Annotated in this window: 20 protein-coding genes and 1 pseudogene; 18 read left to right on the top strand and 3 right to left on the bottom strand. The window is 39.6% G+C overall.

All coding sequences use genetic code 11. The features are described 5' to 3' along the window. The first annotated feature begins 64 nt into the window (after nucleotides 1-64). The 10 genes and pseudogenes from RUH74_RS18880 (at nucleotide 65) to RUH74_RS18925 (ending at nucleotide 9,901) form a co-directional block, all read left to right on the top strand. Entirely contained in the window at nucleotides 65-1,087 is a 1,023-nt protein-coding gene (locus tag RUH74_RS18880; protein ID WP_313802817.1) for an NAD(P)H-dependent amine dehydrogenase family protein, read from the top strand. Nucleotides 1,088-1,290: 203 nt separating this feature from the next. Then, entirely contained in the window at nucleotides 1,291-2,187 is an 897-nt protein-coding gene (locus RUH74_RS18885) for a DUF2268 domain-containing putative Zn-dependent protease (protein ID WP_313802819.1), read from the top strand. 167 nt (nucleotides 2,188-2,354) lie between these two features. Further along, a complete protein-coding gene (locus tag RUH74_RS18890) occupies nucleotides 2,355-3,122 on the top strand; it encodes an FCD domain-containing protein (protein ID WP_313802821.1) in 768 nt (255 codons plus the stop codon). A 40-nt stretch (nucleotides 3,123-3,162) separates the two neighbouring features. Further along, nucleotides 3,163-4,698: a Na+/H+ antiporter NhaC family protein gene (locus RUH74_RS18895; RefSeq protein WP_313802823.1), complete on the top strand. Its 1,536-nt coding sequence runs from the start codon at nucleotides 3,163-3,165 to the stop codon at nucleotides 4,696-4,698. A gap of 15 nt (nucleotides 4,699-4,713) precedes the next feature. After that, entirely contained in the window at nucleotides 4,714-6,141 is a 1,428-nt protein-coding gene (locus RUH74_RS18900; protein ID WP_313802825.1) for an amidohydrolase family protein, read from the top strand. A 185-nt stretch (nucleotides 6,142-6,326) separates the two neighbouring features. Further along, entirely contained in the window at nucleotides 6,327-6,692 is a 366-nt protein-coding gene (locus RUH74_RS18905; RefSeq protein WP_313802827.1) for a cupin domain-containing protein, read from the top strand. A 148-nt stretch (nucleotides 6,693-6,840) separates the two neighbouring features. Beyond that, nucleotides 6,841-6,972, top strand: a pseudogene (locus RUH74_RS18910) (DUF4180 domain-containing protein); the annotation flags it as partial. Between the two features lie 438 nt (nucleotides 6,973-7,410). After that, nucleotides 7,411-7,569: a hypothetical protein gene (locus RUH74_RS18915; protein WP_313802855.1), complete on the top strand. Its 159-nt coding sequence runs from the start codon at nucleotides 7,411-7,413 to the stop codon at nucleotides 7,567-7,569. 20 nt (nucleotides 7,570-7,589) lie between these two features. Beyond that, on the top strand, nucleotides 7,590-8,816 hold the full coding sequence (locus tag RUH74_RS18920) for an ATP-grasp domain-containing protein (protein ID WP_313802829.1): 1,227 nt from the start codon (nucleotides 7,590-7,592) through the stop codon (nucleotides 8,814-8,816). A gap of 59 nt (nucleotides 8,817-8,875) precedes the next feature. Continuing rightward, a complete protein-coding gene (locus RUH74_RS18925) occupies nucleotides 8,876-9,901 on the top strand; it encodes a YheC/YheD family endospore coat-associated protein (RefSeq protein WP_313802831.1) in 1,026 nt (341 codons plus the stop codon). A gap of 292 nt (nucleotides 9,902-10,193) precedes the next feature. Here RUH74_RS18925 and RUH74_RS18930 read toward each other — a convergent pair whose 3' ends face one another. Next, nucleotides 10,194-11,162 (bottom strand): sugar phosphate isomerase/epimerase family protein, encoded by a 969-nt coding sequence (locus RUH74_RS18930; RefSeq protein WP_313802833.1) that lies wholly within the window; start codon nucleotides 11,160-11,162, stop codon nucleotides 10,194-10,196. A gap of 233 nt (nucleotides 11,163-11,395) precedes the next feature. On the opposite strand from RUH74_RS18930, the gene RUH74_RS18935 reads away from it, so the two are divergent. The 5 genes from RUH74_RS18935 (at nucleotide 11,396) to RUH74_RS18955 (ending at nucleotide 16,607) form a co-directional block, all read left to right on the top strand. Beyond that, nucleotides 11,396-12,385, top strand: coding sequence for a LacI family DNA-binding transcriptional regulator (locus RUH74_RS18935; RefSeq protein ID WP_313802835.1), 990 nt, complete (start codon nucleotides 11,396-11,398; stop codon nucleotides 12,383-12,385). A gap of 14 nt (nucleotides 12,386-12,399) precedes the next feature. Beyond that, on the top strand, nucleotides 12,400-13,407 hold the full coding sequence (locus RUH74_RS18940; RefSeq protein ID WP_313802837.1) for a Gfo/Idh/MocA family protein: 1,008 nt from the start codon (nucleotides 12,400-12,402) through the stop codon (nucleotides 13,405-13,407). Nucleotides 13,408-13,703: 296 nt separating this feature from the next. After that, nucleotides 13,704-14,510: a sugar phosphate isomerase/epimerase family protein gene (locus RUH74_RS18945; RefSeq protein WP_313802839.1), complete on the top strand. Its 807-nt coding sequence runs from the start codon at nucleotides 13,704-13,706 to the stop codon at nucleotides 14,508-14,510. A 10-nt stretch (nucleotides 14,511-14,520) separates the two neighbouring features. Further along, nucleotides 14,521-15,513 (top strand): Gfo/Idh/MocA family protein, encoded by a 993-nt coding sequence (locus RUH74_RS18950; RefSeq protein WP_313802841.1) that lies wholly within the window; start codon nucleotides 14,521-14,523, stop codon nucleotides 15,511-15,513. A 110-nt stretch (nucleotides 15,514-15,623) separates the two neighbouring features. After that, nucleotides 15,624-16,607: an ABC transporter substrate-binding protein gene (locus RUH74_RS18955; RefSeq protein WP_313802843.1), complete on the top strand. Its 984-nt coding sequence runs from the start codon at nucleotides 15,624-15,626 to the stop codon at nucleotides 16,605-16,607. A 93-nt stretch (nucleotides 16,608-16,700) separates the two neighbouring features. Here the strand turns inward: RUH74_RS18955 and RUH74_RS18960 are convergent, their stop codons facing one another. Continuing rightward, on the bottom strand, nucleotides 16,701-17,255 hold the full coding sequence (locus RUH74_RS18960) for a hypothetical protein (RefSeq protein ID WP_313802845.1): 555 nt from the start codon (nucleotides 17,253-17,255) through the stop codon (nucleotides 16,701-16,703). 323 nt (nucleotides 17,256-17,578) lie between these two features. Here RUH74_RS18960 and RUH74_RS18965 point away from each other — a divergent pair, with 323 nt between their 5' ends. From RUH74_RS18965 to RUH74_RS18975, 3 genes are all read left to right on the top strand, one after another. Then, entirely contained in the window at nucleotides 17,579-19,105 is a 1,527-nt protein-coding gene (locus RUH74_RS18965; protein ID WP_313802847.1) for a sugar ABC transporter ATP-binding protein, read from the top strand. Beyond that, the gene (locus RUH74_RS18970; RefSeq protein WP_313802849.1) at nucleotides 19,086-20,141 is read left to right on the top strand and encodes an ABC transporter permease; all 1,056 of its coding nucleotides are present in this window, start codon (nucleotides 19,086-19,088) and stop codon (nucleotides 20,139-20,141) included. The genes RUH74_RS18965 and RUH74_RS18970 overlap by 20 nt, the downstream gene beginning before the upstream one ends. A 220-nt stretch (nucleotides 20,142-20,361) precedes the next feature. After that, the gene (locus RUH74_RS18975; protein WP_313802851.1) at nucleotides 20,362-20,529 is read left to right on the top strand and encodes a hypothetical protein; all 168 of its coding nucleotides are present in this window, start codon (nucleotides 20,362-20,364) and stop codon (nucleotides 20,527-20,529) included. A 143-nt stretch (nucleotides 20,530-20,672) separates the two neighbouring features. On the opposite strand, the gene RUH74_RS18980 is transcribed toward RUH74_RS18975, so the two are convergent. Continuing rightward, nucleotides 20,673-21,020 carry a cell division protein FtsK gene (locus RUH74_RS18980; RefSeq protein WP_313802853.1) on the bottom strand — a complete coding sequence of 116 codons (348 nt, stop codon included), beginning with the start codon at nucleotides 21,018-21,020 and terminating at the stop codon, nucleotides 20,673-20,675. Between the last annotated feature and the right edge of the window lie 101 nt (nucleotides 21,021-21,121).

The raw sequence follows: 21,121 nt of genomic DNA on the forward strand, positions 1-21,121 counted from the left end.
ATAGAAACTCTCTTACATGTATACTAACATGTGAAATACTGAGCAAACCAAGGAGGAATAAGTGATGTTAGAAAAAGTTCGCGTTATTCAATATGGTTGTGGAAAAATGGGTATGGTTAGCTTGCGCTATTTATATGAAAAAGGTGCAGAAATTGTTGGAGCCATTGATTCGAATCCAGCGATTATCGGGAAGGATGTGGGGGAAGTCGCTGGATTAGATGTTAAACTAAATGTCCCTATTAGAAGGAATGCTGAAGAAGTATTTAAAGAAACGGATGCTGACGTTTGTATTATTATGACGAAGAGCTTAATGACAGACACTGCTGATGCTTTTGAATTAGCTGCTCGTCACGGCGTAAATGCAATCTCTACTTGTGAAGAAGCCTTTTATCCATGGACTACTTCACCTGAAATAACGAATCGTTTAGACCGTTTAGCAAAAGATCATCATTGTACATTAACAGGGTCTGGCTATCAGGATGTATTCTGGGGGAACTTAATCACTACTTTAGCTGGTGCTACACATCATATTATTCGCATTGAAGGGAAATCCAGCTACAATGTTGAGCATTACGGAATTGCTCTTGCCGAGGTGCATGGAGCAGGTTTAACATTAGAAGAATTTGAGGAAAAAATTGCTAGCAATAATGATCTTCCATCTTTTATGAGAAATTCAAATGAATGGCTATGTTCCCAATTTGGCTGGACGATTAAATCTCAGAATCAGAAATTAGTGCCAATGACGCATCACGAAGATTTATATTCAGAAACATTAGGAAAAACAATCCCTGCTGGACACGCAACAGGAATGTCAGCTGTTGTGACGACTGCAACCCATCAAGGACCTGTGATTGTAAGCGAATGTATTGGCAAAGTGTATGCGGAAGGTGAAACGGATTGTAATGATTGGGTCATTCAAGGTGAGCCAGAAACAGTGGTGAAAATTTCAAATCCTGCAACAGTCGAATTAACCTGCGCAACAGTTGTGAATCGAATCCCAGATGTATTAAAAGCTGCTCCGGGCTTCTACACAACAGAAAAAATGCCAGTGGCAAGCTATCGCACCTATCCACTTCATTTTTATTAATATTAATTTGGCAGACACTAGATGAATAGAGTTGAAATACGAAGGAGAGTTGTTCATTTATTGAATGGCTCTCTTTTTGTCTTTCATCATTTTATTTACATAGAAAATTAATATTGACTTTTACGTTGCGTAATCCTTTATAGTGGCAATTGAGCATGAGGGTTTGAGATTTTTACAGATTACCAAAAAAAGAGGTGGCAGGAATGAAAATAATAATAGAGGATACGGTGGAACAATATGAAAACTTGTTTGCAATAGAGGAAGATAGAGAAAATTTTTACCGGTACTCAATGATGAAGCCGTTTGAAAAAATGTGGAATACGATTAATGTGCCATTAAAAGCAAAGCAGCCGAATGGATATGATGTACTTATGGCTACAAACATGCTTGGGTATCTTAGCATATCAGATACTGAAATGGGGAGAAGGGCATTAGAGAGATTAAAAGAAATTCAAGCTCTTCAAACTGCACAAAATACGTTGAATGATTGTGTTGTCTTTATTGAAGAGAATAATTTAAAGGTACATGCGGATGAATTGAGATTTGGCATGTTCATAGCGGACCCGAAAAAGCTCGAATTACAAAAAGGGTATTGTGGATTTGGAGGCATTCCAGGATTTATTCAAATATCTATATATCCCAATGCCTATAATATTCCAAGACTTCCTGCCGTCATTGCCCATGAATTTCATCATAATATACGTTTCTCCTATTTTGATTGGGATCATGGAAACGTAACGGTTGGTGATTACTTAATTATAGAAGGATTAGCAGAGTCTTTTGCAAAAGAACTTTATGGAGAAGCTCTTTTAGGGCCCTGGGTAACGTCTCTTGATACGGAGGACTTAGCATACTCAAAAGAAGTTATAAAAGATGCACTAGATGTGAAAGGCTTTGCTGAGGTTAGCAGCTATATGTTTGGTGACACCATTGCAAAGGAACAAGGCTACCAGCCTGTTGGCTTATCATCATTTGCAGGATATGCGGTCGGGTACCAAGCAGTACAGTCATTTATGAAAGAGAATAACGTGAGTATTAGAGAAGCATCTTTACTTAGTACGGATGACATCCTAAATAATTGTGGAATGTTTTCCAAATAATCTGTTTGTACGAATGAAGGCATTACTATTAATCAAGTAATGCTTTTATTAGTTAACGATCATCTAATTTTTTTTATTACCAAGAAGGAATTAAAACAGAAAAGTCGAAATATTAGAACTATCACTACTCATTACTGATGAGCAGGAAAGAAAGTTGGGGATTTATTTTGATTAAGGAAATGAAGCAAGCGTATTTTAAAAATGAGAATGACTACAGAAATTATGTCATTCTCAGAATAGTAGCTGATTCAAAAAATCCTCTAGGCTCTTGGAACCTGAAGGAGAAATTAGCTGAATACGACATCGAAGTAAGCGTTGCGAGCATAGGAAGATTCCTGAAAATTTTGGATCAAAGGGGGTATACAGAACTCTATAAAAATCAAGGAAGAGTCATATCTGAAGCTGGGCTTGAATGCTTACATGCGATAGAGGAGGAACTAAATCGCTTTACGATTGAAAAGGAATTTCTCGAAGCTTCAAAGCCTAAAAATCAGGAAGAATTGCTTAAGCTCATGCATGCAAGAATCGTCATCGAGGTGGAAACGGCTAGGCTGGCGGCATTAAACGCGACAGAGGAGAATATCAAGCGGATAGAACACTCGTTTCAAGAGCATTGTGCACATGTGAGCCAAAACTTACAGTTAACTGAAGTGGGCTGCCATTTCCATGAACTGATTGCCCAAGCATCCCAAAACCGTTTTCTTAGCGCTGCCTTAAAATTACTAATCCATGAAGAAATTGAAATGGAGAAAAAATTCCCTTTTCTAAAAACAAATTCTCAAGGTGAGCACTACATAAAAGACCATAAAGAAATTTTGGAAGCTATAAAATCGAAGGATGCAAACCAAGCGATGGTCATAATGGAAAGCCATATGAAGAAACTAATTCAAGCGATTGAAGACTCTTTTAAGGAGGTGACGAAAAATAATTATTAGACGTTTTATGCTAGTCACAACTACTTAAGGGGGAAGATATATGGAATTTGGGGCGTTAGCCATTTTGCCGCCGTTAATTGCAATTGTCATTGCTTTACTTTCAAAACAAACGATTCTGTCCTTATTTATTGGTGTATGGGCAGGAGCAACCATCATAAATTCATGGAATCCATTAACAGGATTTGCGAAAAGCATTTCAGATTATATGGTCCCATCGATCGCTGACCCATGGAATGCGGCACTCTTAATCTTAGTCTCTCTTGCTGGCGGCTTTATTCATATTTTAAGAGTAACTGGCGCCGCCCAAGCTTTTGCCCAAGTCGCTACGAAAAAAGTAAATACTAGAAGAAAAGCACAAAACATGACATGGGGGAGTGCATTGCTATTCTCCTATACAGAGCCTGTTCTCATTCTTGGAACGATTATGAGGCCATTAACCGATAAGCTGCATGTGTCACGTGTGAAACTGGCATACATCTTAGACTCAATGGGCGCTTCACTTGCATCTATGTCCCCCATCAGCAGCTACGGCCCCTTCATCACAGGATTGCTCGCCACACAGATTACCGCTCTTAGTTTAACAGATAACCCTTGGTCTTTATTTATTCAGATGATTCCCTATAATTTTTATGGTCTTTTTGCGATGATTGGTGTTCTATACGTAATTAATACGGGTCTTGATATTGGTCCGATGTACCATGCGGAAAAAAGAGCCATAGAGACAGGAGAAGTCATCGGGAAAAATGATAAGCCGCTCGTTGCTGAAAAAGGGGATGAATTTCCAGAAGGCTATGAATTTAAGTTTTATCAATTTTTAGTTCCGATGCTTCTGCTATTTGTAACGATATTTACAGTTATTTTTTGGACAGGGAACATTGCCGAGAATGGATTTAGAGGCTCGTTTATTAATGCTAATATTGTTTTAGCGATTTCTTGCGGATTTTTGGTAGGCTCCATTGGAGCTGGTGTCATTTCTGTTGCCTCGAAGCTTCATTCGATTAAAACAGCTTTTGATGAATGGACTCAAGGCATTATTAATTTAATGATTGTTCCAATGATTTTAGTCATGGCCTGGTCGATTGGAAAAATTGCTGGTGAAATGGAGTTAGGTGCATATATGTCCCAGCTTGTTGGTGATTATTTGCCATCCTTTACGGTCCCGGCACTTATATTCTTACTTGGTTCATTAATTGCTTTTGCGACTGGAAGCTCATGGGGAGTATTCGCAATCATGATGCCAATTGCGATTCCAATGGCAGTAGCTATGGATATTAATTTAGCACTTGTTGCCGGAGCCGTCATTAGCGGCGGGCTGTTTGGTGATCATTGCTCGCCCATTTCCGATACAACCATTTTAGCTTCAACAGGTGCAGCCTGTGACCATATTGAACATGTAAGAACGCAATTGCCCTATGCCATTTTAATAGGAATCTGTTCGTTTATAGGCTTTTTAGTATCTGGTGCAACCATTGGCTGGCTGGGAATTGTAGCGACTGCAGCAACCACATTTACAGCTTTATATCTATTAAATAAGAAGGCGAAAAACGCACAAAATCCAATAAACATAAACATGTAGTTAGGAGAGAGGAAAGTGAAAGTAGATCTTATCATCCAAAACGGGCATATTTTAACAATGGAAGGAAAAGGCGTTGGGTTCATTGAAAATGGGGCTGTCGCCATTAAAGGAAATACGATTCAAGGCGTAGGAACGATCGATGAAATAAAAAGAGCGTATCAGGCAGAGAGAGTCATTGATGCAACAAATAAATTAGTCATGCCTGGTTTGATTGATGCGCATATCCATACGGGGATTGCCATTTTCCGCGGCGTTGCCCAAGACATGTCGAATTGGATGCAAAAAGGATTATGGCCATTTCAAAAACATTTACGCGCAGAAGAAAGTGTCATCGGCTCCATGGTCAATATTATGGAGGGAATCAAGGCAGGCACAACGACCTTCTGTGATTATGACGGCCGTATGGATCTTATTGTAGAGAACTATCGAAAAATAGGCGCACGGGCTAGGGTTGCTGAGCTTGTCAATGAGATACCTGATAATGTAGGGGATTTGCCGGTAGGGGAGCTGTATCCATTTGATTCCTCCATCGGGAACACGAAATTAAAACGCAATCTCGATTTATATGAAAATCATCATGAGAGCGAAGATGGACGAATTTCTGTTATCTTAGGTCCGCATGGCCCAGATATGATGAGTCTTGAATTATTAAATGAAATAAAGGCGCAAGGGGATAAATTAAATACGAAGCTGCATATGCATGTAGCCCAGGGAGACAGAGAAATTGACCAAATGGCGAAGCGCTATGGGAAACGTTCGATTGATTTTCTTGATGAGCATGGATTCTTAAATGAACGATTAATTGCTGTCCACTTAACAGAAGCAACAAATGAAGAAACTGCGCTGGTAGCAAAACGCGGGGCAGGGATGATTTACTGCGCAGGCAGTATCGGAATCATTGATGGCCTTGTGCCACCTGTATACCATTTTATCCAATCCGGCGGTACTGCTGGTCTTGGATCTGATCAAGCCCCAGGGAATAACTGTAATAATATGTTTAATGAAATGAAGTTTGCAGCGATATTAAATAAAGTGAAATTGGCTGACCCACGAGTATTCAACGCTACAATGGCACTAAGAATGGCAACGATTGAAGCGGCTAAAGTAATGGGGATTGATCATGAGGTCGGTTCACTTAAAAAAGGGAAAAAGGCAGATATCATCATTGTGAATTTACAAGACCCGTCCTTTTTCCCTATCTACACAAAGCCAATAAGAAATATTGTCCCAAATCTTGTCTACTCTGCGAGAGGACATGAAGTCGAAACGTCCATTATTGATGGGAAGGTTATTATGGAAAACAGAAACATCCTGACGATTGATGAAATTTCAACGATTGAAAACGCACAAAAAGTGGCAGAAGAGATAGCTGTACGATCAGAAAAGGATATTCTTGAAGCGAAAAGTGATATTTTGGATATGGTGACAGAGGGGCTTCTCTAACATATAAATTAGTTGTATCGAAAATAGCACATGAATAATTATTCCCGAAAACCATACAGTCCGTATACATTTCGTCGTTTCAGCAATTGCGCCATTTATAGTTTGATATAAATGGATGATTTTGAAACTACGTTTGATCGTACTCTGTTAAGATAGAATGATACGGAACATGAGGAGGAACTTAAATGGCGTATCATCCAATCAATCTAAGCGAAAAGATATCGAAATTTACTGATCACTGGTCTCCTAAAGTCATTGGGGAAATGAATGACTATCAGTTTAAACTAGTCAAGATTCAGGGCGATTTTGTATGGCATAATCATAAAGATACGGATGAGGTATTTATCGTACTTGACGGTGAGATGGCCATTGAATTCCGTGATGGTGAGGTGAAGCTATCAAAAGGAGAAATGTATATAGTTCCAAAAGGTGTGGAGCATAAGCCCTATGCTGAAAAGGAATGTCACGTAATGATAGTGGAACCAAGAGGTGTCGTTAATACGGGTGAAACAAAAGGAGAATTGACTGCTGAAAACGATGTGTGGATTTAACTCCCTTAAGAAAAGGCATGAATGTGTCCAACACAAGCTGATAGATTCTTTATGATAAATTGATCATTAATTAAGATATATTGAAAGCGTATTTTGATCAAACTTTGATTCAAAATACGCTTTTTCAATTTGTGAAGGTTCACGAAAAGCAATTATAGGAGACTTTTCTGTATATTCAAGTAAGAGTTTGAAGGACTTTATTTACGAGTGCAATAAAGGGAAGGATATATTTTTCTTTCCAGATGAAAAGCAGGCAATTGAAAAGTTAAGTTTAGTGTAATCATTGCTAAAGACGCTTTTCATCTTCCTTTTGGAAGCTGCAATAAAAAACTAAGATATAGTTGCCGTTTACTCTCTATCAAACTGTACAATTTTCACATTCGTTCTTCCCGCTTTTATCAATATAGGTATGTATTTAATATCTAAATGATCATTCAAAAAGAATCTATTAATAGAGGCCTTCTCAAAATCTTTCAAAGATTGGGGAAGGTATTTTTATTATTAAAACGCTGAATGAAAAAATTCTTTGGTCAATTTGGCATGCGGATACACCTGTTTTTGACAGCCCTCCTTAAGAGGAAGTAGCTGATGTCCTTCTTCTTAGTGAAAAAATATCCTGCTTAAAGTTATTTGGAAAAATTTATGACTTTGTATATTTGTCCAAGCAGTTTCTTCCGCTCGACATTTTATAAAGTAAAAAGGGATGCTATTTACTTAATTGCCATTCAATAATCAGATCAATCAAGCTGGAGAAATGGCGGGGGCTACTCAAGTGGCAAGTGGAGCTGGAAAAGACAGTACAGGGGGAACGAATGCGGCAATCGAAAGTTCTAATACTAAGCAGCAACATGCAGTTGGTTTTAATAAAAATCACTGAAGAAAGGGTGACATAAGCATATGAAAACCATTGTTTTTATTGAAACAAATAAATCTGGTTCGAGTAGAGAAGCACTTCAAGCAGCAGAACGACTCGGCTTTTTTACTGTATTACTAACGAATAAAAGAAGATTCTTTGATCAAAGAACTGAATTTCCCGATGTTCATCAAATGGTATTAGTCGATATCTTTGATTACGAGCAATTAAGAGAAAAGATCATCAAATTAATAAAACAGGGGAAACAAATAAAGGGGATTTTAAGTGTTGTTGATCCTTTTGTTCATATAGCAGCATCTTTATCCGAAGAATTTTGTCCAGGTGCTGTCTCTGCCACTCCCATTCGAAAAATGGAGGATAAGGTTTTAACCCGTGAGCTTCTTAAAGACCTCCCAATAACCCCTCGTTATGCAATATATTCACCAAATCATTCTTTAGAGGGATTTATCAATAAAATCAACAAGAAATTTTTACCGCTTATAGTAAAATCCCCTCTATCTTCTGGCTCGAAAGATGTACTACTAGCAAATGATGAGGATCAATTAAAGCGCTCGATGCAATATCTATTGAAAAAATATGAAAAGAAACCCATTTTACTGGAAGAATTTTTAACAGGCCCCCAATATTTAATTGAAGTGTTAGTACACAATGGAGAAGTTCATATTGTCGCAATCATAGAACAAGAGATTACGTTTTTCCGCCGATTTATCGTAACCGGATATTGTCTATTAGCAGATCCCGCTCGTGACTTTTACAATAAAATATATGAGACAGTAAGTTCCATCTTACAAGCTTTTGAAATGAAGAATGGTGCTTGTCATTTGGAAATGCGCTTGGTAAAAGGAGAATGGAAATTGATTGAGATCAACCCAAGAATCTCAGGCGGTGCGATGAATCAAATTATTGAAGCTGCATATGGGTTTAATTTAGTAGAGGAAACCATTCAATTATTTTTAGGGAATAAGCCTCGACTCATTAAAAAACATAATAAGTATGCCTATGCTCATTATTTAACAAGTAACTGTAAAGGAAAATTACTTAAGGTGACTGGCAAAAATCGCTGTTCTCAATATCCTGGTGTCGAGAGGGTTTTTATCAAACCCCGAAAAGGACAAATTTTACGTCCACCTTTCTCTATGGGGGATCGTTACGGATACATTTTGACTTCATCCGATGATAAAGATGAAGCGAAAAGAATCGCCAAGGAAGCGGTAAGAGAGCTGCGTTTTCATCTTGAGGCTTTGGAGTGATAAGCGATGACTTTAATTAATAATGGAAAGGTTTTAAAGAAAGGTGGAATAGAAGGATCATGACCCTCATTGGCATGCTTCATCATCGCGCAGACCCCAATAATGTAAAGAAATCATACGCCTATGCCGCTGCAGCAAAAGCTGAAGGGGTAAACTTTTTTTACTTTACCCCAGGGAAAGTAAATATTGAAAAGCAAAAAATTTTAGGGAAAGTCTATGAAGACGGCGAGTGGATTGAAAAGGAATTTCCCTTTCCTGATGTCATTTATAATTCAGCTTATCCTATAGGTGATAAAGCGGAGGGGATTTTTGATTATTTGCGTGATAGGATTCCATTTACAAGTCATTCGATTGGAGATAAATTAAGTGTTTATAACAGACTTAAAAAAGCAAAAGAGTTTGAACAATACCTTATTCCTTTTCAAAAATTAACGGCTAAGCATTTTTTTGAAATGATCCAACGGTATGAAAAACTCATTCTTAAACCGCTGTCTGGGCATCAAGGCGTCGGTGTCATTTTTATTGAGAAAGGAATATCCCATTACAAAATGAATGTGGCAGGAAAAGCCTTTTCAATGAGGGAAAAGCAACTGCATGACTTTATACCTAAAATACAAGAAGAAGATTACTTAATTCAACAGTTTATATCATGTCAAATGAAATCTGGTCATGTTTATGATTTCCGGTTGCATGTACAAAAAAATGGAGAAGGAAAATGGGTCATCACTTCCATTTTTCCAAGGATAGGCCGTTTGGGAAGCATTACATCAAATATGGGTAGTGGGGGTTATAGCACTTTGTTAGATTCTTTTTTACAAACAGAGTTTGATGACTACTGGTACGATATTAAAAGGTATCTTGAGCAATTTGCAATTAGCTTTTCTACTCATTTTGATTCTTTATATGATCGATCACTTGATGAATTAGGAATTGATGTTGGATTAGATGAAAACCAAAAATTGTGGCTGTTTGAAGTAAATTGGAGGCCAGGTCCGCCTATTATTAATCAACTTGAATTAGATGTAGTTAGAAATACGATTCAATATGCGAAGTATTTAGCGGATAAAAACAAAAAAATACAGTAACATTCATGAAGTATGTTTATTTTGAAATGAGGCGATTGTATCCACATGAGGGCATTCAAGGCGCATACATTTTATGGGTTTCTGTGAATCGGTAATTGTTATTGTATGCGTTTGTTGAATAACCAGCTTAAGTAATAGACTCTCCTTTATCAATTAGTATTTCAACCACACTAAACATGATGGCGTTTTTTCCATTAATCAAGGATAAGGAAAGCCTTAAAAAGAAAGCTTTCCTTACTATTTTTTAATATAAAGATTAAATTAATAGATTCAGCAATCACCTCTGATTCACCTAAACCCACCACATCCCCCCAACCGACTCTTTTACCATCACCGGCTTCAATGTCTGAATCGCCTTCGCAAACCCTTCATCCACAGACATCAGCCCATCCTCATGTTCAATGCTCACCACATAATCATATCCGTAAAGCCGCAGTGTACTAATGATATCCGCCCACACCTTTGCATCATGCCCAAATCCGACCGTGCGGAAGTACCACGAGCGGTTTTGCATGTCGCTATAAGGGGTCATATCTGTCAAGCCATTTCGATTTGTATTAGGCTGATCGATAATCGTGTCCTTTGCATGGAAATGATGGATGGCATTTTCACGCCCTAGTATTTTAATAGCTTCAACCGGATCAATGCCTTGCCACCACATATGGCTTGGGTCAAGATTAGCCCCGATTGCTGGACCGCATGCTTCTCTTAAACGCAGCAGGGTGGCAGGGGTATGTACGGAGAACCCGCCATGCAATTCAAGGCCAATTTTTACATGGAGCTGTTCAGCCAGTGCCGCTTTTTCCTTCCAATACGGGATGATTTTTTCTTCCCATTGCCATTTCAAAATTTCTTGGAATTCATTGGGCCAAGGGACAACAGGCCAGTTGGGGTATTTTGCACCTTCATGGTCACCAGGGCAGCCGGAAAAGGTATTAACGACAGGCACACCAAGCTTACTTGCTAATTGCAGTGTTTTTATAAAAATAGTGTCTGCTTCCTCAGCCACTGCTTTTTGCGGATGAAGCGGATTCCCATGGCAGCTGAGGGCACTAATCATTAATCCTATGCTAGTAATCTTCTCTAAAAACTCCTTCTGCTTCTGTTCATCCGCAAGCAATTCATCCACCTTACAATGCGCATCTCCAGGATACCCGCCCGTCCCCAGCTCCACCGTCTCAATCCCCATCGAAGCAACATAATCAAGCATCTCATCCAAACTTTTATCAGAAAATAAAACAGTAAAAACACCCAATTTCATATCAAAACACCATCCTCTAAAAAAAAGAAATTTGTAATCCGTTACATGCCAATTATTAAAAGCAATTTGAATTAGTCATGTGAGTTCAACTCTACCAAACTAAGTTTTTATCAATAAAACAGCCATATTTATTGCGTTACCATAATATATTGAGTAACAATCCAATAAATTCTAAAATCATTTTGTAATCGATTACAAATTGCTGTCATAGAGTATGAAAGAGGGAAAGGATCATGGCAAATATCCAGCAAGTAGCTGAAAAAGCAGGGGTTTCCGTCGCAACCGTTTCAAGAGTGCTTAATCATGCGGCATCAGTCAGCACAAAAACAAGACTAAAGGTTGAAAATGCGATTAAGGAACTAAATTACGAGCCGAGCATGCTAGGGAGGAATCTAAGAAACTCTGAAAGCCGGCTTTTACTCGTCCTTCTCCCTAGCATTTCCAATCCTTTTTACACAGAAATTATTAACGGGATTCAAAATACAGCGATTGCTAACAGCTACAACATTCTTCTTTGCGAAACAGATTCAAACCCGCAGCGGGAAAATATTTACTTCAATATGATCAAAAATAAACTAGCTGATGGGGTCATCTCCATGGATCCGACCGTCAATATGCAGAAGCTGACGGAATTAGCAGAAAGTCACCCTGTAATCCTCTGCAGCGAATATGACGAAGGCGGAAGTATTCCATACGTAACCATTGATAGTGAGCTCGCTGCTTATCAAGCGGTTAAACATCTCATTCGCTTAGGAAATAAAAAAATTGCCCTCATTAATTCGGATGAAAAATTTTTATATGCAAGACAGCGCAGAAGCGGCTATGAAAGAGCGCTAAAGGAGTTCAATCTGCCTATTCGTGAAGAATGGATCTACCACACAAGAGATCTGGAATTTCAAAATGGTGTGCAGGCAATGAGAATGCTGCTTGAGTTAGAAGAAAGGCCAACTGCCGTATTCGCAGTTTCCGATACGCTAGCGATTGGCGCGCTAAAAGGCATCAACGGAAACGGGCTGCATGTACCAAACGATCTGGCCATTATCGGTTTTGACAATATAAGTTTTTCCAACATGACGAATCCAACACTGACAACCGTTTCTCAGCCGATGTACAAAATGGGGATGACTGCTGCAAACATGCTGATCATGAGTATTAAGGGAGAACAAGTGGAAAGCGTTGTGCTTGATCATGATTTAATTATTCGTGAGTCAACAATGGGGTAAGGAGGTTTTTAGGATTGAGAATGAAAGTAGGAATTATCGGCTGCGGTTCGATTGCTAAATACCGTCATGCACCAGAGTATAAAGCCAATCTGCATGTAGAGGAAATGGTATTTTATGACCGGAATGCAGAAAGAGCGAAGGAATTAGCGATGGAATTTGGCGGACGTGCCGTAAAAACAGTGGAAGAACTTTTCAATGATCCATCCATTATAGCAATCAGTGATTGTTCCTCCAATGAGGTGCATCATATCAATACATCAAATGCGCTGCTAAGCGGCAAGCATGTTCTCTGTGAAAAGCCATTAGCGATTAACGTGAGGCTTGCCGAGGAAATCATCGAAGCCGAACGAAAATCAGGCAAGAAACTAATGATAGATCATAATCAGCGCTTTACGAAGGCACACCAAAAAGCAAAGGAAGTTCTAGATAACAAGGAACTAGGCGAAGTGTTAACCTTTAAAACCTCCTTTGGTCATCAAGGCCCAGAAAACTGGGGAGTCGACAAATCGAATGCCACTTGGTTTTTCAAAAAAGACCGTTCCTGCTCCGGTGTGGCAGGCGATCTTGGCATTCATAAAATCGATTTAATTCATTACCTATTAGATGACGAAATCGAAGAAGTGCATTCCTTTCATGGAGCACTTGATAAGGTAGACGAAACAGGAAAGATCATCGAAGTTTGCGACAATGTAGTCTGCGCCTTAAAAACGAAAAAAGGCAGGTTAGGAACAGCCTCCTTTTCATGGACCTACTATGGTTCCGAAGACAATTCAACCACGATTTATTGCCAGGAGGGAATAATCAAAATCTACCAGCACCCAGAATCCCAGCTCATGATCGAAAAAAAAGACGGCACCCTCATAAAATACGAACTAGAACCCATTCAAACCAATGATAACCAAACAAATTCTGGAGTCATCGACGCCTTCATCGATTGCATCATCCATGACCAAGAACCCCCAGTCACTAGTAAGGAAGCACTTGCTTGTCTAAAAATAATTGATAAAATTCTAGGTTTGTAGATTGAGTAAAGAATTCTGCAGGATTATTATGAAACTACAAAAATGAATAGTTGATTGGAGCGGAAGGTGCGAGACTCCAGCGGGAGTAGTGGGACAGGTGAGACCCCTTCAGGAGCGCAAGCGACGAGGAGGCTCACCGCCCACCCCGCGGAAAGCGAGCATCCTGTAGCACAAATCAACATCTACCAAACTTTTTACCTTTAAAATAGTAAATTTTCATACTAAACATGTAATGGATTTCATATTTTTAACTATCTGTTTCAATGCCATCCATTAAGCAGAAAGGAGGGGCGAGAATGTTAAACCAGCTTGCAATCAATTCCAACACGTATCACGGTTTTTCACTAGAAGATGCAGTAAAAGGTGCAAGCAGAGCAGGGTTCACACAAATTGAACTATCCGCAGTCAAAGACCATACCGCTCATGTCCTGCCAGAAATGTCATCCAAACAGTTTCATAAAATCAAAGAATTGCTTCACGAGTATAAAATGCAATGCGTCGGAATTGGCGCCCATAGCAACGTCATGAAAGCAGAAGGAATCGACAACCTATTAAAAAGCATCGACCTCGCCGTAGAATTTAATTGCCCGTATATCATTACAGCTACAGGCGATTCCCATCATGACTCCGATGTCGTTGAGGACGAAAGGATACTCGCCGAGAACATAGAACCAGTCATCCAAAAATGTGAAAAATTAAATAAAACCCTTGTGATAGAAACGCATGGAAACAATTATTCGACAGGTGTGGCATTGAAGAAACTGGCTGCCTCACTAAATAACCGTATCAAAATAAATTATGATACAGCTAATGTGATCTTTTACGGAAATACCTTGCCTTATGATGATCTAGAAGCCTCTGCTGATTGTGTAGCATTTATGCATTTAAAGGATAAACGCGGTGCATTTAATGAATGGAACTTCCCTGCGATCGGAGATGGCGATTTAGATTTTCGGAAAATCTTTCGAATATTAACAAATGCAAATTACCGAGGACCAATCAGTGTAGAAATTGAATTCACCCCTGCAGGTCCAGCCGACCTAGAAGAAGTGAACGAAGCCGTAAAGAGGTCGTACGCCTATCTTTCAAGACTAATCGAATAAGGAGGACCATATGAAAAACATTGGCCTCGTTGGTTTAGGATTTATCGGAAAAATGCACTTGAAAGCGTATCAATCGATTGAAAATTGTCGAGTTGCCGCAATTTGTACACGAGGTGAAGTGGAAGACGAGGAGATTCGCCCCCTTTTTAACGGTACCTTTGTTGCAGACTATGATAAGTTATTACGTCACAAGGATATCGATATCATCGACATTTGTTTACCTACATTTTTGCATGAAGAGTCTATCACCAAGGCGGCAAGAGCCGGAAAGCATGTCATCTGCGAGAAACCGTTAACTTTGTCATTGGAATCTGCCGAGCGTGTATTTAAAGCAGTTCAGGAAAATGGCGTGAGACTATTTGTCGGTCATCTGCTCCGCTTTTGGCCAGCATATCAGATTATTAAAACCTACAGCCAATCCGATCAATTAAAGAATATCGAAATTGTTCATGCCAAGCGTCTAGGCCAGGCGCCGGCATGGAGTGATTGGTTCCGTCATCCAGAAAAGAGCGGTGGTGCTTTATTCGACCTCCATATTCATGATATCGATTTCATTTCGTATCTGCTTGGCGAAGTTGAATCCGTTTATGCGGTAGGCACGAAAAACAACTATGGTGCCTGGGATCATATTATGACGACCCTTCTTTTTAAAAATAATAGTAAAGCATTTGTTGAAGCCTCACACCGTATGCCAAACGGCTATCCGTTTACGATGTCGTTCAGAGCACAGGCTGTCCAGAGCACGATAGAGTATCGGGTGGCAGCGGGTGAGAATATTGAGCATATTGGTAATCAACAGTTTATTTACTATAATCATGAGACGAAAACTTCCATAGACCTTGTGAATGGGGATGCTTTTCAAAATGAACTATCCTATTTTATCCACTGCATTGAAACGAATCAAGAAAACCATGTGATCCCGCTAGAAGATGTATTTTATACACTTAAGCTGTTGAAATCGATAGAAATATCTTTAGAAACCGGAGAGAAGATTCGGATTTAAAGTCTATCAAACGTACCTTTATTCCCAGTAACAATTCCTTTTATATGAAAGCGTTAAACTGGTTTTAGCCTGTGATAGATGACAATTTTTTAAACTAAGGGGGTTATTGAATGAAAAAGGCTTTCTATCTCTTCATGCTGCTTGTGTTGTGCCTGATTCCGGTTTTAAGTGCGTGTAACTCAGAAAAAACAAATGAAGGCAGCGGTACCGGTTCGGAAGGTGATTCGGGAGAGAAGAAGTATAAGGTTGGTATTTTGGCTCCAGCTGTTACACACGGATGGGTTGCGGCGGTTGCTTACCATGCAGAAGCACGCGCCAAGGAACTTTCCACCGAAATTGAATACCAAATCCAAACAAGCAGCAATGCAGAGGAAATGACAACTCAACTAGACGATCTCATGACCTGGGGGGCAGAAGCGATTGTCGCCTTCCCGCAATGGGAAGGAATGGAAGTGCCGATTCAAAAAGCCATTGATGAAGGAATTAAGATCGTCAATTTTGATATTGTCATCGATTCAGATGAAATCTATCGTGTGGCCGGAGACAATAAAGACATGGGGATCCAAGGGGCGAAATATGTGGTAGACAAGATCGGTACAGAAGGAAATGTTGTCATTCTTGAAGTTCCGTCATCAGGCTCCGTTTCTGAGCTTAGAGGGAAGGGCTTTACAGAAACCATGAAAGAAATTGCCCCTGATATCGAGCTTCACACATATGCTACCCAGTTCACACGAGAAGATGGCTTAAAGGATTTTGCAGACATTTTAACAAGCCTGGACAAAATTGATGCCGTCTACTCAACGGACGATGAAACATCTATCGGAGTCCTGCAAGCGATCAAAGAAGCAGGCAGAACGGATATTAAAGTCGTAACAGGCGGAGGCGGCATGCAGGAATATTTTAAGATGATGCCGGAAAATCAAGACATCTGGATTCAATCCGCCCTATACAGTCCAGCAATGGTCAAGGATGCTGTAGACGTCGCTCTTAAAGTATTAAAAGGAGAAGAAGTAGAAAAAGAAACAATCATCCCGACAACCATAGTAGATAGAGAGAACTATGAAGAATTCCTGGATGAAAACTCCCCATACTAAGCCTTAATTTCATAAAAAAGCATCAACAATCAAAGAGGGGGTAAGGCACTGGCTATAGCCTCTCTTTTCTAAGGAAAAGGTGCTTGTTATCTTTTATTGTTCAATCATCTGATTGGCAATATCTATGATTTCATTTTTGTGTTGTTCTTGAGGAATGTCATCATTTATATATGTGATTGAGTAGGAGATGCCATCTAGATAGAAGGACAGTGACTTATTTGTAGAATAAGCCATTACACCGCTGCTTAATTTAACCACTTTTGAACTAGTAAGATCTGATTCTACTTTACTATTAATAGCAGTTATCATTAAAATATTTGCTTCTCCTGAATTACTTTTTGAAGAGGTTTTAAAATCAACCATCAATAGCTTGCCATCATGGGACATATCAGTAATTGTAGGCGGTTGAAAAGCTTGAGCATTAAAAGGTAGATGTGCCGGCAATTTCATTTCGAATGGAAGGGCGGAAAGCCCTTCTTTAACAGAAGGGGCTTGATATGTGACTGGCATTTTTTCCTTTTGTGCATCTGTCACATCATTCATTTCTATTAACGTTAATTTAGAAGTATCGAGTGTTCCATTTTGAATGTTTTGGCAGCCAACCAGTAAAAACAAAACAATAGCAGCTATGGTTATGATGTTCTTCACAAATATCCCCCCTTTCAAGCAGTTAATAATCTATACGATTGTATTCTAAAAATGTTTCTAATCGTTTGTTACTTTTGAAACGGTGTACTTTTGAAAAAACTTGGTTGATCGTAGCGAAAGGTGCGAGATCTTCGAAAATGCATCCGCATTTCCTTCGTGCGGTGTCTATTTAGGGAGCCTATTCAACGTCCTGCGGGAAGTGTGTGACAGGTGAGACCCCGCAAGAGCATAAGCGACGAGGAGGCTCACCGCCCACTCCAAGGTAAGCGAGCTTCCTGGAGCGCAGATCAACCTATCTACAAACTCTATCCGGATGTGATTGCATGATTGAAATGCGAAACATTAAGAAGTCCTTTGGAAGCAATGATGTCATTAAGAATGTTTCTTTTACAATAAAAAGCGGTGAAATCTGTGCATTACTAGGCGAAAACGGCGCAGGAAAATCAACATTAATGAACATCCTCGGCGGGATCCATCGAATGGATTCAGGCTCCATCCTTGTCAATGGAAAAGAAGCTGCTTTCCATACTCCCAAACAATCACAGCAAGCTGGAATCGCCTTCATCCATCAAGAATTGAACCTGATTAACGACATGCCCATTTACGAAAATATGTTTTTAGGCAGAGAGCTAAAGACAAAAAGAGGAAGCCTGGACTTAAAGCGAATGCAGCAAGAAACAGAAAAGATGTTTAAGCAAATGAATGTTCATCTCGACCCGGCAATGATGGTCCGGGACCTAGATGCTTCCTATAAACAAATCGTTGAAATCTGCCGCGCCATGATGACGAACGCCTCCTTCATTATTATGGATGAGCCCACAACGTCATTAACAGATCAAGAGATTGAACGGGTTTTTAAAATGATGAAAACATTAAGCGAGCATGATGTAGGGATCATCTTTATCTCTCATAAATTGAATGAAGTCATGCAGATTTGTGATCGTTATATTATACTCCGAGATGGAAACCTTGTCGCTGACGGAAACGTACATGAAGTGAATACGAATGACCTGGCCCGTTTTATGGTTGGCCATGACGTAAGGACCGAGCCGTTAAACAGAGAGAAAAAAATCGGCAGAGAGATTTTGCGTGTAGAGGGTCTTTCAAATAGCCGTTACTTCAGAGACATAAGCTTTTCGATTAAGGAAGGGGAAATTGTTGGCTTTACAGGTCTTCTTGGGGATGGCCGAAGTGAACTCTTTCAATCGATTTTTGGAGCGGAGGACATGGCGTCCGGAAAAATCTATCTCAACGAAAAAGAAGTAAAAATCACGAGCACCCAACAGGCCATTAAAGAAGGGATTGCGTATGTCCCCAGGAACCGCAAGGAAAATGCGATTATCAAGGATATGAATATTATCGAGAATGCCTCGATTGTGACCTGGCCGGCTTTTTCAAAAAATGGCACGATCAATAGGCAAAAACATAAGGAGATGTTTGCAGAAAAGCGCAAGGCGCTAAGAATAAAAATGGGGAAGCTGACGGACAGCATTACGAGCCTTTCAGGCGGAAATCAGCAAAAGGTCATCCTGGCGAAATGGCTGGCTGCTAAGCCGAAACTGCTAATCTTGGACAATCCTACCCAAGGGGTGGACGTCGGGGCCAAGGAAGATATCTATGACATTATTCTAAAGCTTGTGGAAGAAAACATTGCCATTATTGTCCTTTCAAGTGAAGCAAATGAAATTATCCGTATATGTGACCGCGCTCTAGTTATGTATCATGGCGTCATTCAAGGAGAGGTAGCTGGAGAAGAGATGACCGAGCATGAGATGATGAGGCTTGCTACGGGAGGTCAGCGAACTTCTGAAAAAGGAGGGATCGACAGGAATGAACCCAAATCTGGATAAGGCTGCGATAAATAAGCGAAGCTTTTTTCAATGGTTTAAATACAAGTGGTCAAGTGACCCGCTTTTTAGCATTGCCATTGCACTTATCATCATGATTATCCTGCAAACGCTTGTGCTAGGTTTTGATTATGATTCCTTTGGCAGCTGGTTTCAGGCGTGGATCAACAACTGGACCAATATCCTTCGAAACAATGCCGCAACAGCCATCGTTGCTTTAGGGATGACTTTTGTGATTATGACAGGCGGCATTGATTTAGCTGTCGGCTCTACGCTCGTTGTAACCGGTGCACTATCGATGATGCTCCTTGACACTGGAACAAAAGGGTTCTTGCTTGCCATGGGGATATCCGGTGCTCCAGCATTTGTGATTACGATTCTCGTTGTTTTGCTTTTCGGCTATTTATTAGGTTCGTTAATTGGCGTATCAATTACTAAAGGGAAGGTGCCGCCATTCATTGCCACCTTAGGCGCGATGATGATCTTTCGCAGTGTAACCCAGCATTTCATGCAGGGATATAATCCGAAAGTGCCAGCAGAGTTTTTACAGATTGCTAGCTTTAAAATCGGCAGCTTTATGATAATGCCAATTATTTACTGGGCCATCATTGCTTTCATTCTTTACTATGTATCGAATAGAACGACATTCGGAAGACAAATTATTGCGGTTGGCTCCAATGAACGAGCGGCTAAGCTTTCAGGGATCCATGTTGAAAAAGTAAAGCTGCGAGTATATGCACTGATGGGACTCCTTGTTTCGATTGCAGCGATTATTCAAGTGTCGAGAATTGGCTCAATGGACTTCTCAAATGCCGGAAGAGGAATGGAAATGGACGCCATTGCTGCAGCCGTCGTCGGCGGAACCAATATGATGGGCGGAAGAGGATTTATCCTTGGGACGGTTTATGGGATGCTGATCATTGCTGTGATGAACAATCTTTTAAATCTATTTGGTGTCCCGCCATTTTTACGGGAAGCCTTTAAAGGCGTGATCGTAATCGCCGCTGTGCTTTTGCAAAGGAAGGAGAGGACCTCGTGAGTATTTTACTCAGAGAAAGAGTTTAAAGAACTTGCCTGGTGCAAGTTCTTTTTTAGTGTAAAAAAATAAATCGTCGCTCTGATTAATGGAACAGGCCTTTATGTACGATATCAGCTCAAGGAAATTGGCGTGTGAATGGAATACGCAATATTTTCCATAAGATGGATAGGGTATAATAAATGCAGAGATAAAAGAACATTTACAAGAAAGGAGAAGTGAAATGAGTAACGGTTTATACATTTTATATTTTTTAGTGATTGGCATTGTTTCCTTTTTTACAGGGGAAATTGTAACCTTTGTCATGCTAGGTGCGATTTTAATTGCGCTTACAAATATTCATACTACGTTGAAACAGATATTAAAAGTGAATCAGGATAAAAGCGACTAGAAGAAAATAAAAAAGAGCGGATTTACTTCTGAATATGTTAGGCAATGTAGCGGCATTGTTTTCCTATTTAATTAAATTACTGCCCTCGATCAACGAAAAAATCAGGCTGTTCTAATCAAATTAGCGTTTAACTTGTGGACATACTAGATGATTAGGTGGTGAGATTCACCTTTAATGAACATATATAACCCTATGAAAGAGAGTATGATACCTATATAAAACGGCCAAGGATTATCTTCTTTTTCCTTATCAAATGTAAACATCGTTACGATGCAAAAGATAAGAGTAAGAACAGGAATAAAGCCATATTTTGGTCCAAAAGCGAATGCGAACGCACCAATGATCAAACCGATAATTCCATAAGGATTTTGGGTGGGGAGACTGTCTATATATTCTTTATCTTTATCGGATAGTCCCTCATTTCTATATCCCAATAGGTCTATGTTCTTTATTTTATTGAGAAATGCGATGATTTGTTTAAATACCTTCATTAGTTGAGCCTGCTTTCCTAATTCTGAAATTTTTTTCTCCAAGATTAGCCAAATACGGTTGATCGGCCAAAATATTCTTGGGTTTGTCTTATTTTACCATA

This window comes from Cytobacillus sp. (genome assembly GCF_032154635.1).
Taxonomy (GTDB): Bacteria; Bacillota; Bacilli; order Bacillales; family Cytobacillaceae; genus Cytobacillus.

Excerpts from the sequence above, each read along its gene's own strand:
- RUH74_RS18880 (WP_313802817.1), top strand. The coding sequence starts at position 65 with ATGTTAGAAAAAGTTCGCGTTATTCAATATGGTTGTGGAAAAATGGGT.
- RUH74_RS18885 (WP_313802819.1), top strand. The coding sequence starts at position 1,291 with ATGAAAATAATAATAGAGGATACGGTGGAACAATATGAAAACTTGTTT.
- RUH74_RS18895 (WP_313802823.1), top strand. The coding sequence starts at position 3,163 with ATGGAATTTGGGGCGTTAGCCATTTTGCCGCCGTTAATTGCAATTGTC.
- RUH74_RS18905 (WP_313802827.1), top strand. The coding sequence starts at position 6,327 with ATGGCGTATCATCCAATCAATCTAAGCGAAAAGATATCGAAATTTACT.
- RUH74_RS18920 (WP_313802829.1), top strand. The coding sequence starts at position 7,590 with ATGAAAACCATTGTTTTTATTGAAACAAATAAATCTGGTTCGAGTAGA.
- RUH74_RS18925 (WP_313802831.1), top strand. The coding sequence starts at position 8,876 with ATGACCCTCATTGGCATGCTTCATCATCGCGCAGACCCCAATAATGTA.
- RUH74_RS18930 (WP_313802833.1), bottom strand. The coding sequence starts at position 11,162 with ATGAAATTGGGTGTTTTTACTGTTTTATTTTCTGATAAAAGTTTGGAT.
- RUH74_RS18935 (WP_313802835.1), top strand. The coding sequence starts at position 11,396 with ATGGCAAATATCCAGCAAGTAGCTGAAAAAGCAGGGGTTTCCGTCGCA.
- RUH74_RS18945 (WP_313802839.1), top strand. The coding sequence starts at position 13,704 with ATGTTAAACCAGCTTGCAATCAATTCCAACACGTATCACGGTTTTTCA.
- RUH74_RS18950 (WP_313802841.1), top strand. The coding sequence starts at position 14,521 with ATGAAAAACATTGGCCTCGTTGGTTTAGGATTTATCGGAAAAATGCAC.
- RUH74_RS18955 (WP_313802843.1), top strand. The coding sequence starts at position 15,624 with ATGAAAAAGGCTTTCTATCTCTTCATGCTGCTTGTGTTGTGCCTGATT.
- RUH74_RS18965 (WP_313802847.1), top strand. The coding sequence starts at position 17,579 with ATGATTGAAATGCGAAACATTAAGAAGTCCTTTGGAAGCAATGATGTC.
- RUH74_RS18970 (WP_313802849.1), top strand. The coding sequence starts at position 19,086 with ATGAACCCAAATCTGGATAAGGCTGCGATAAATAAGCGAAGCTTTTTT.
- RUH74_RS18975 (WP_313802851.1), top strand. The coding sequence starts at position 20,362 with ATGAGTAACGGTTTATACATTTTATATTTTTTAGTGATTGGCATTGTT.
- RUH74_RS18980 (WP_313802853.1), bottom strand. The coding sequence starts at position 21,020 with ATGAAGGTATTTAAACAAATCATCGCATTTCTCAATAAAATAAAGAAC.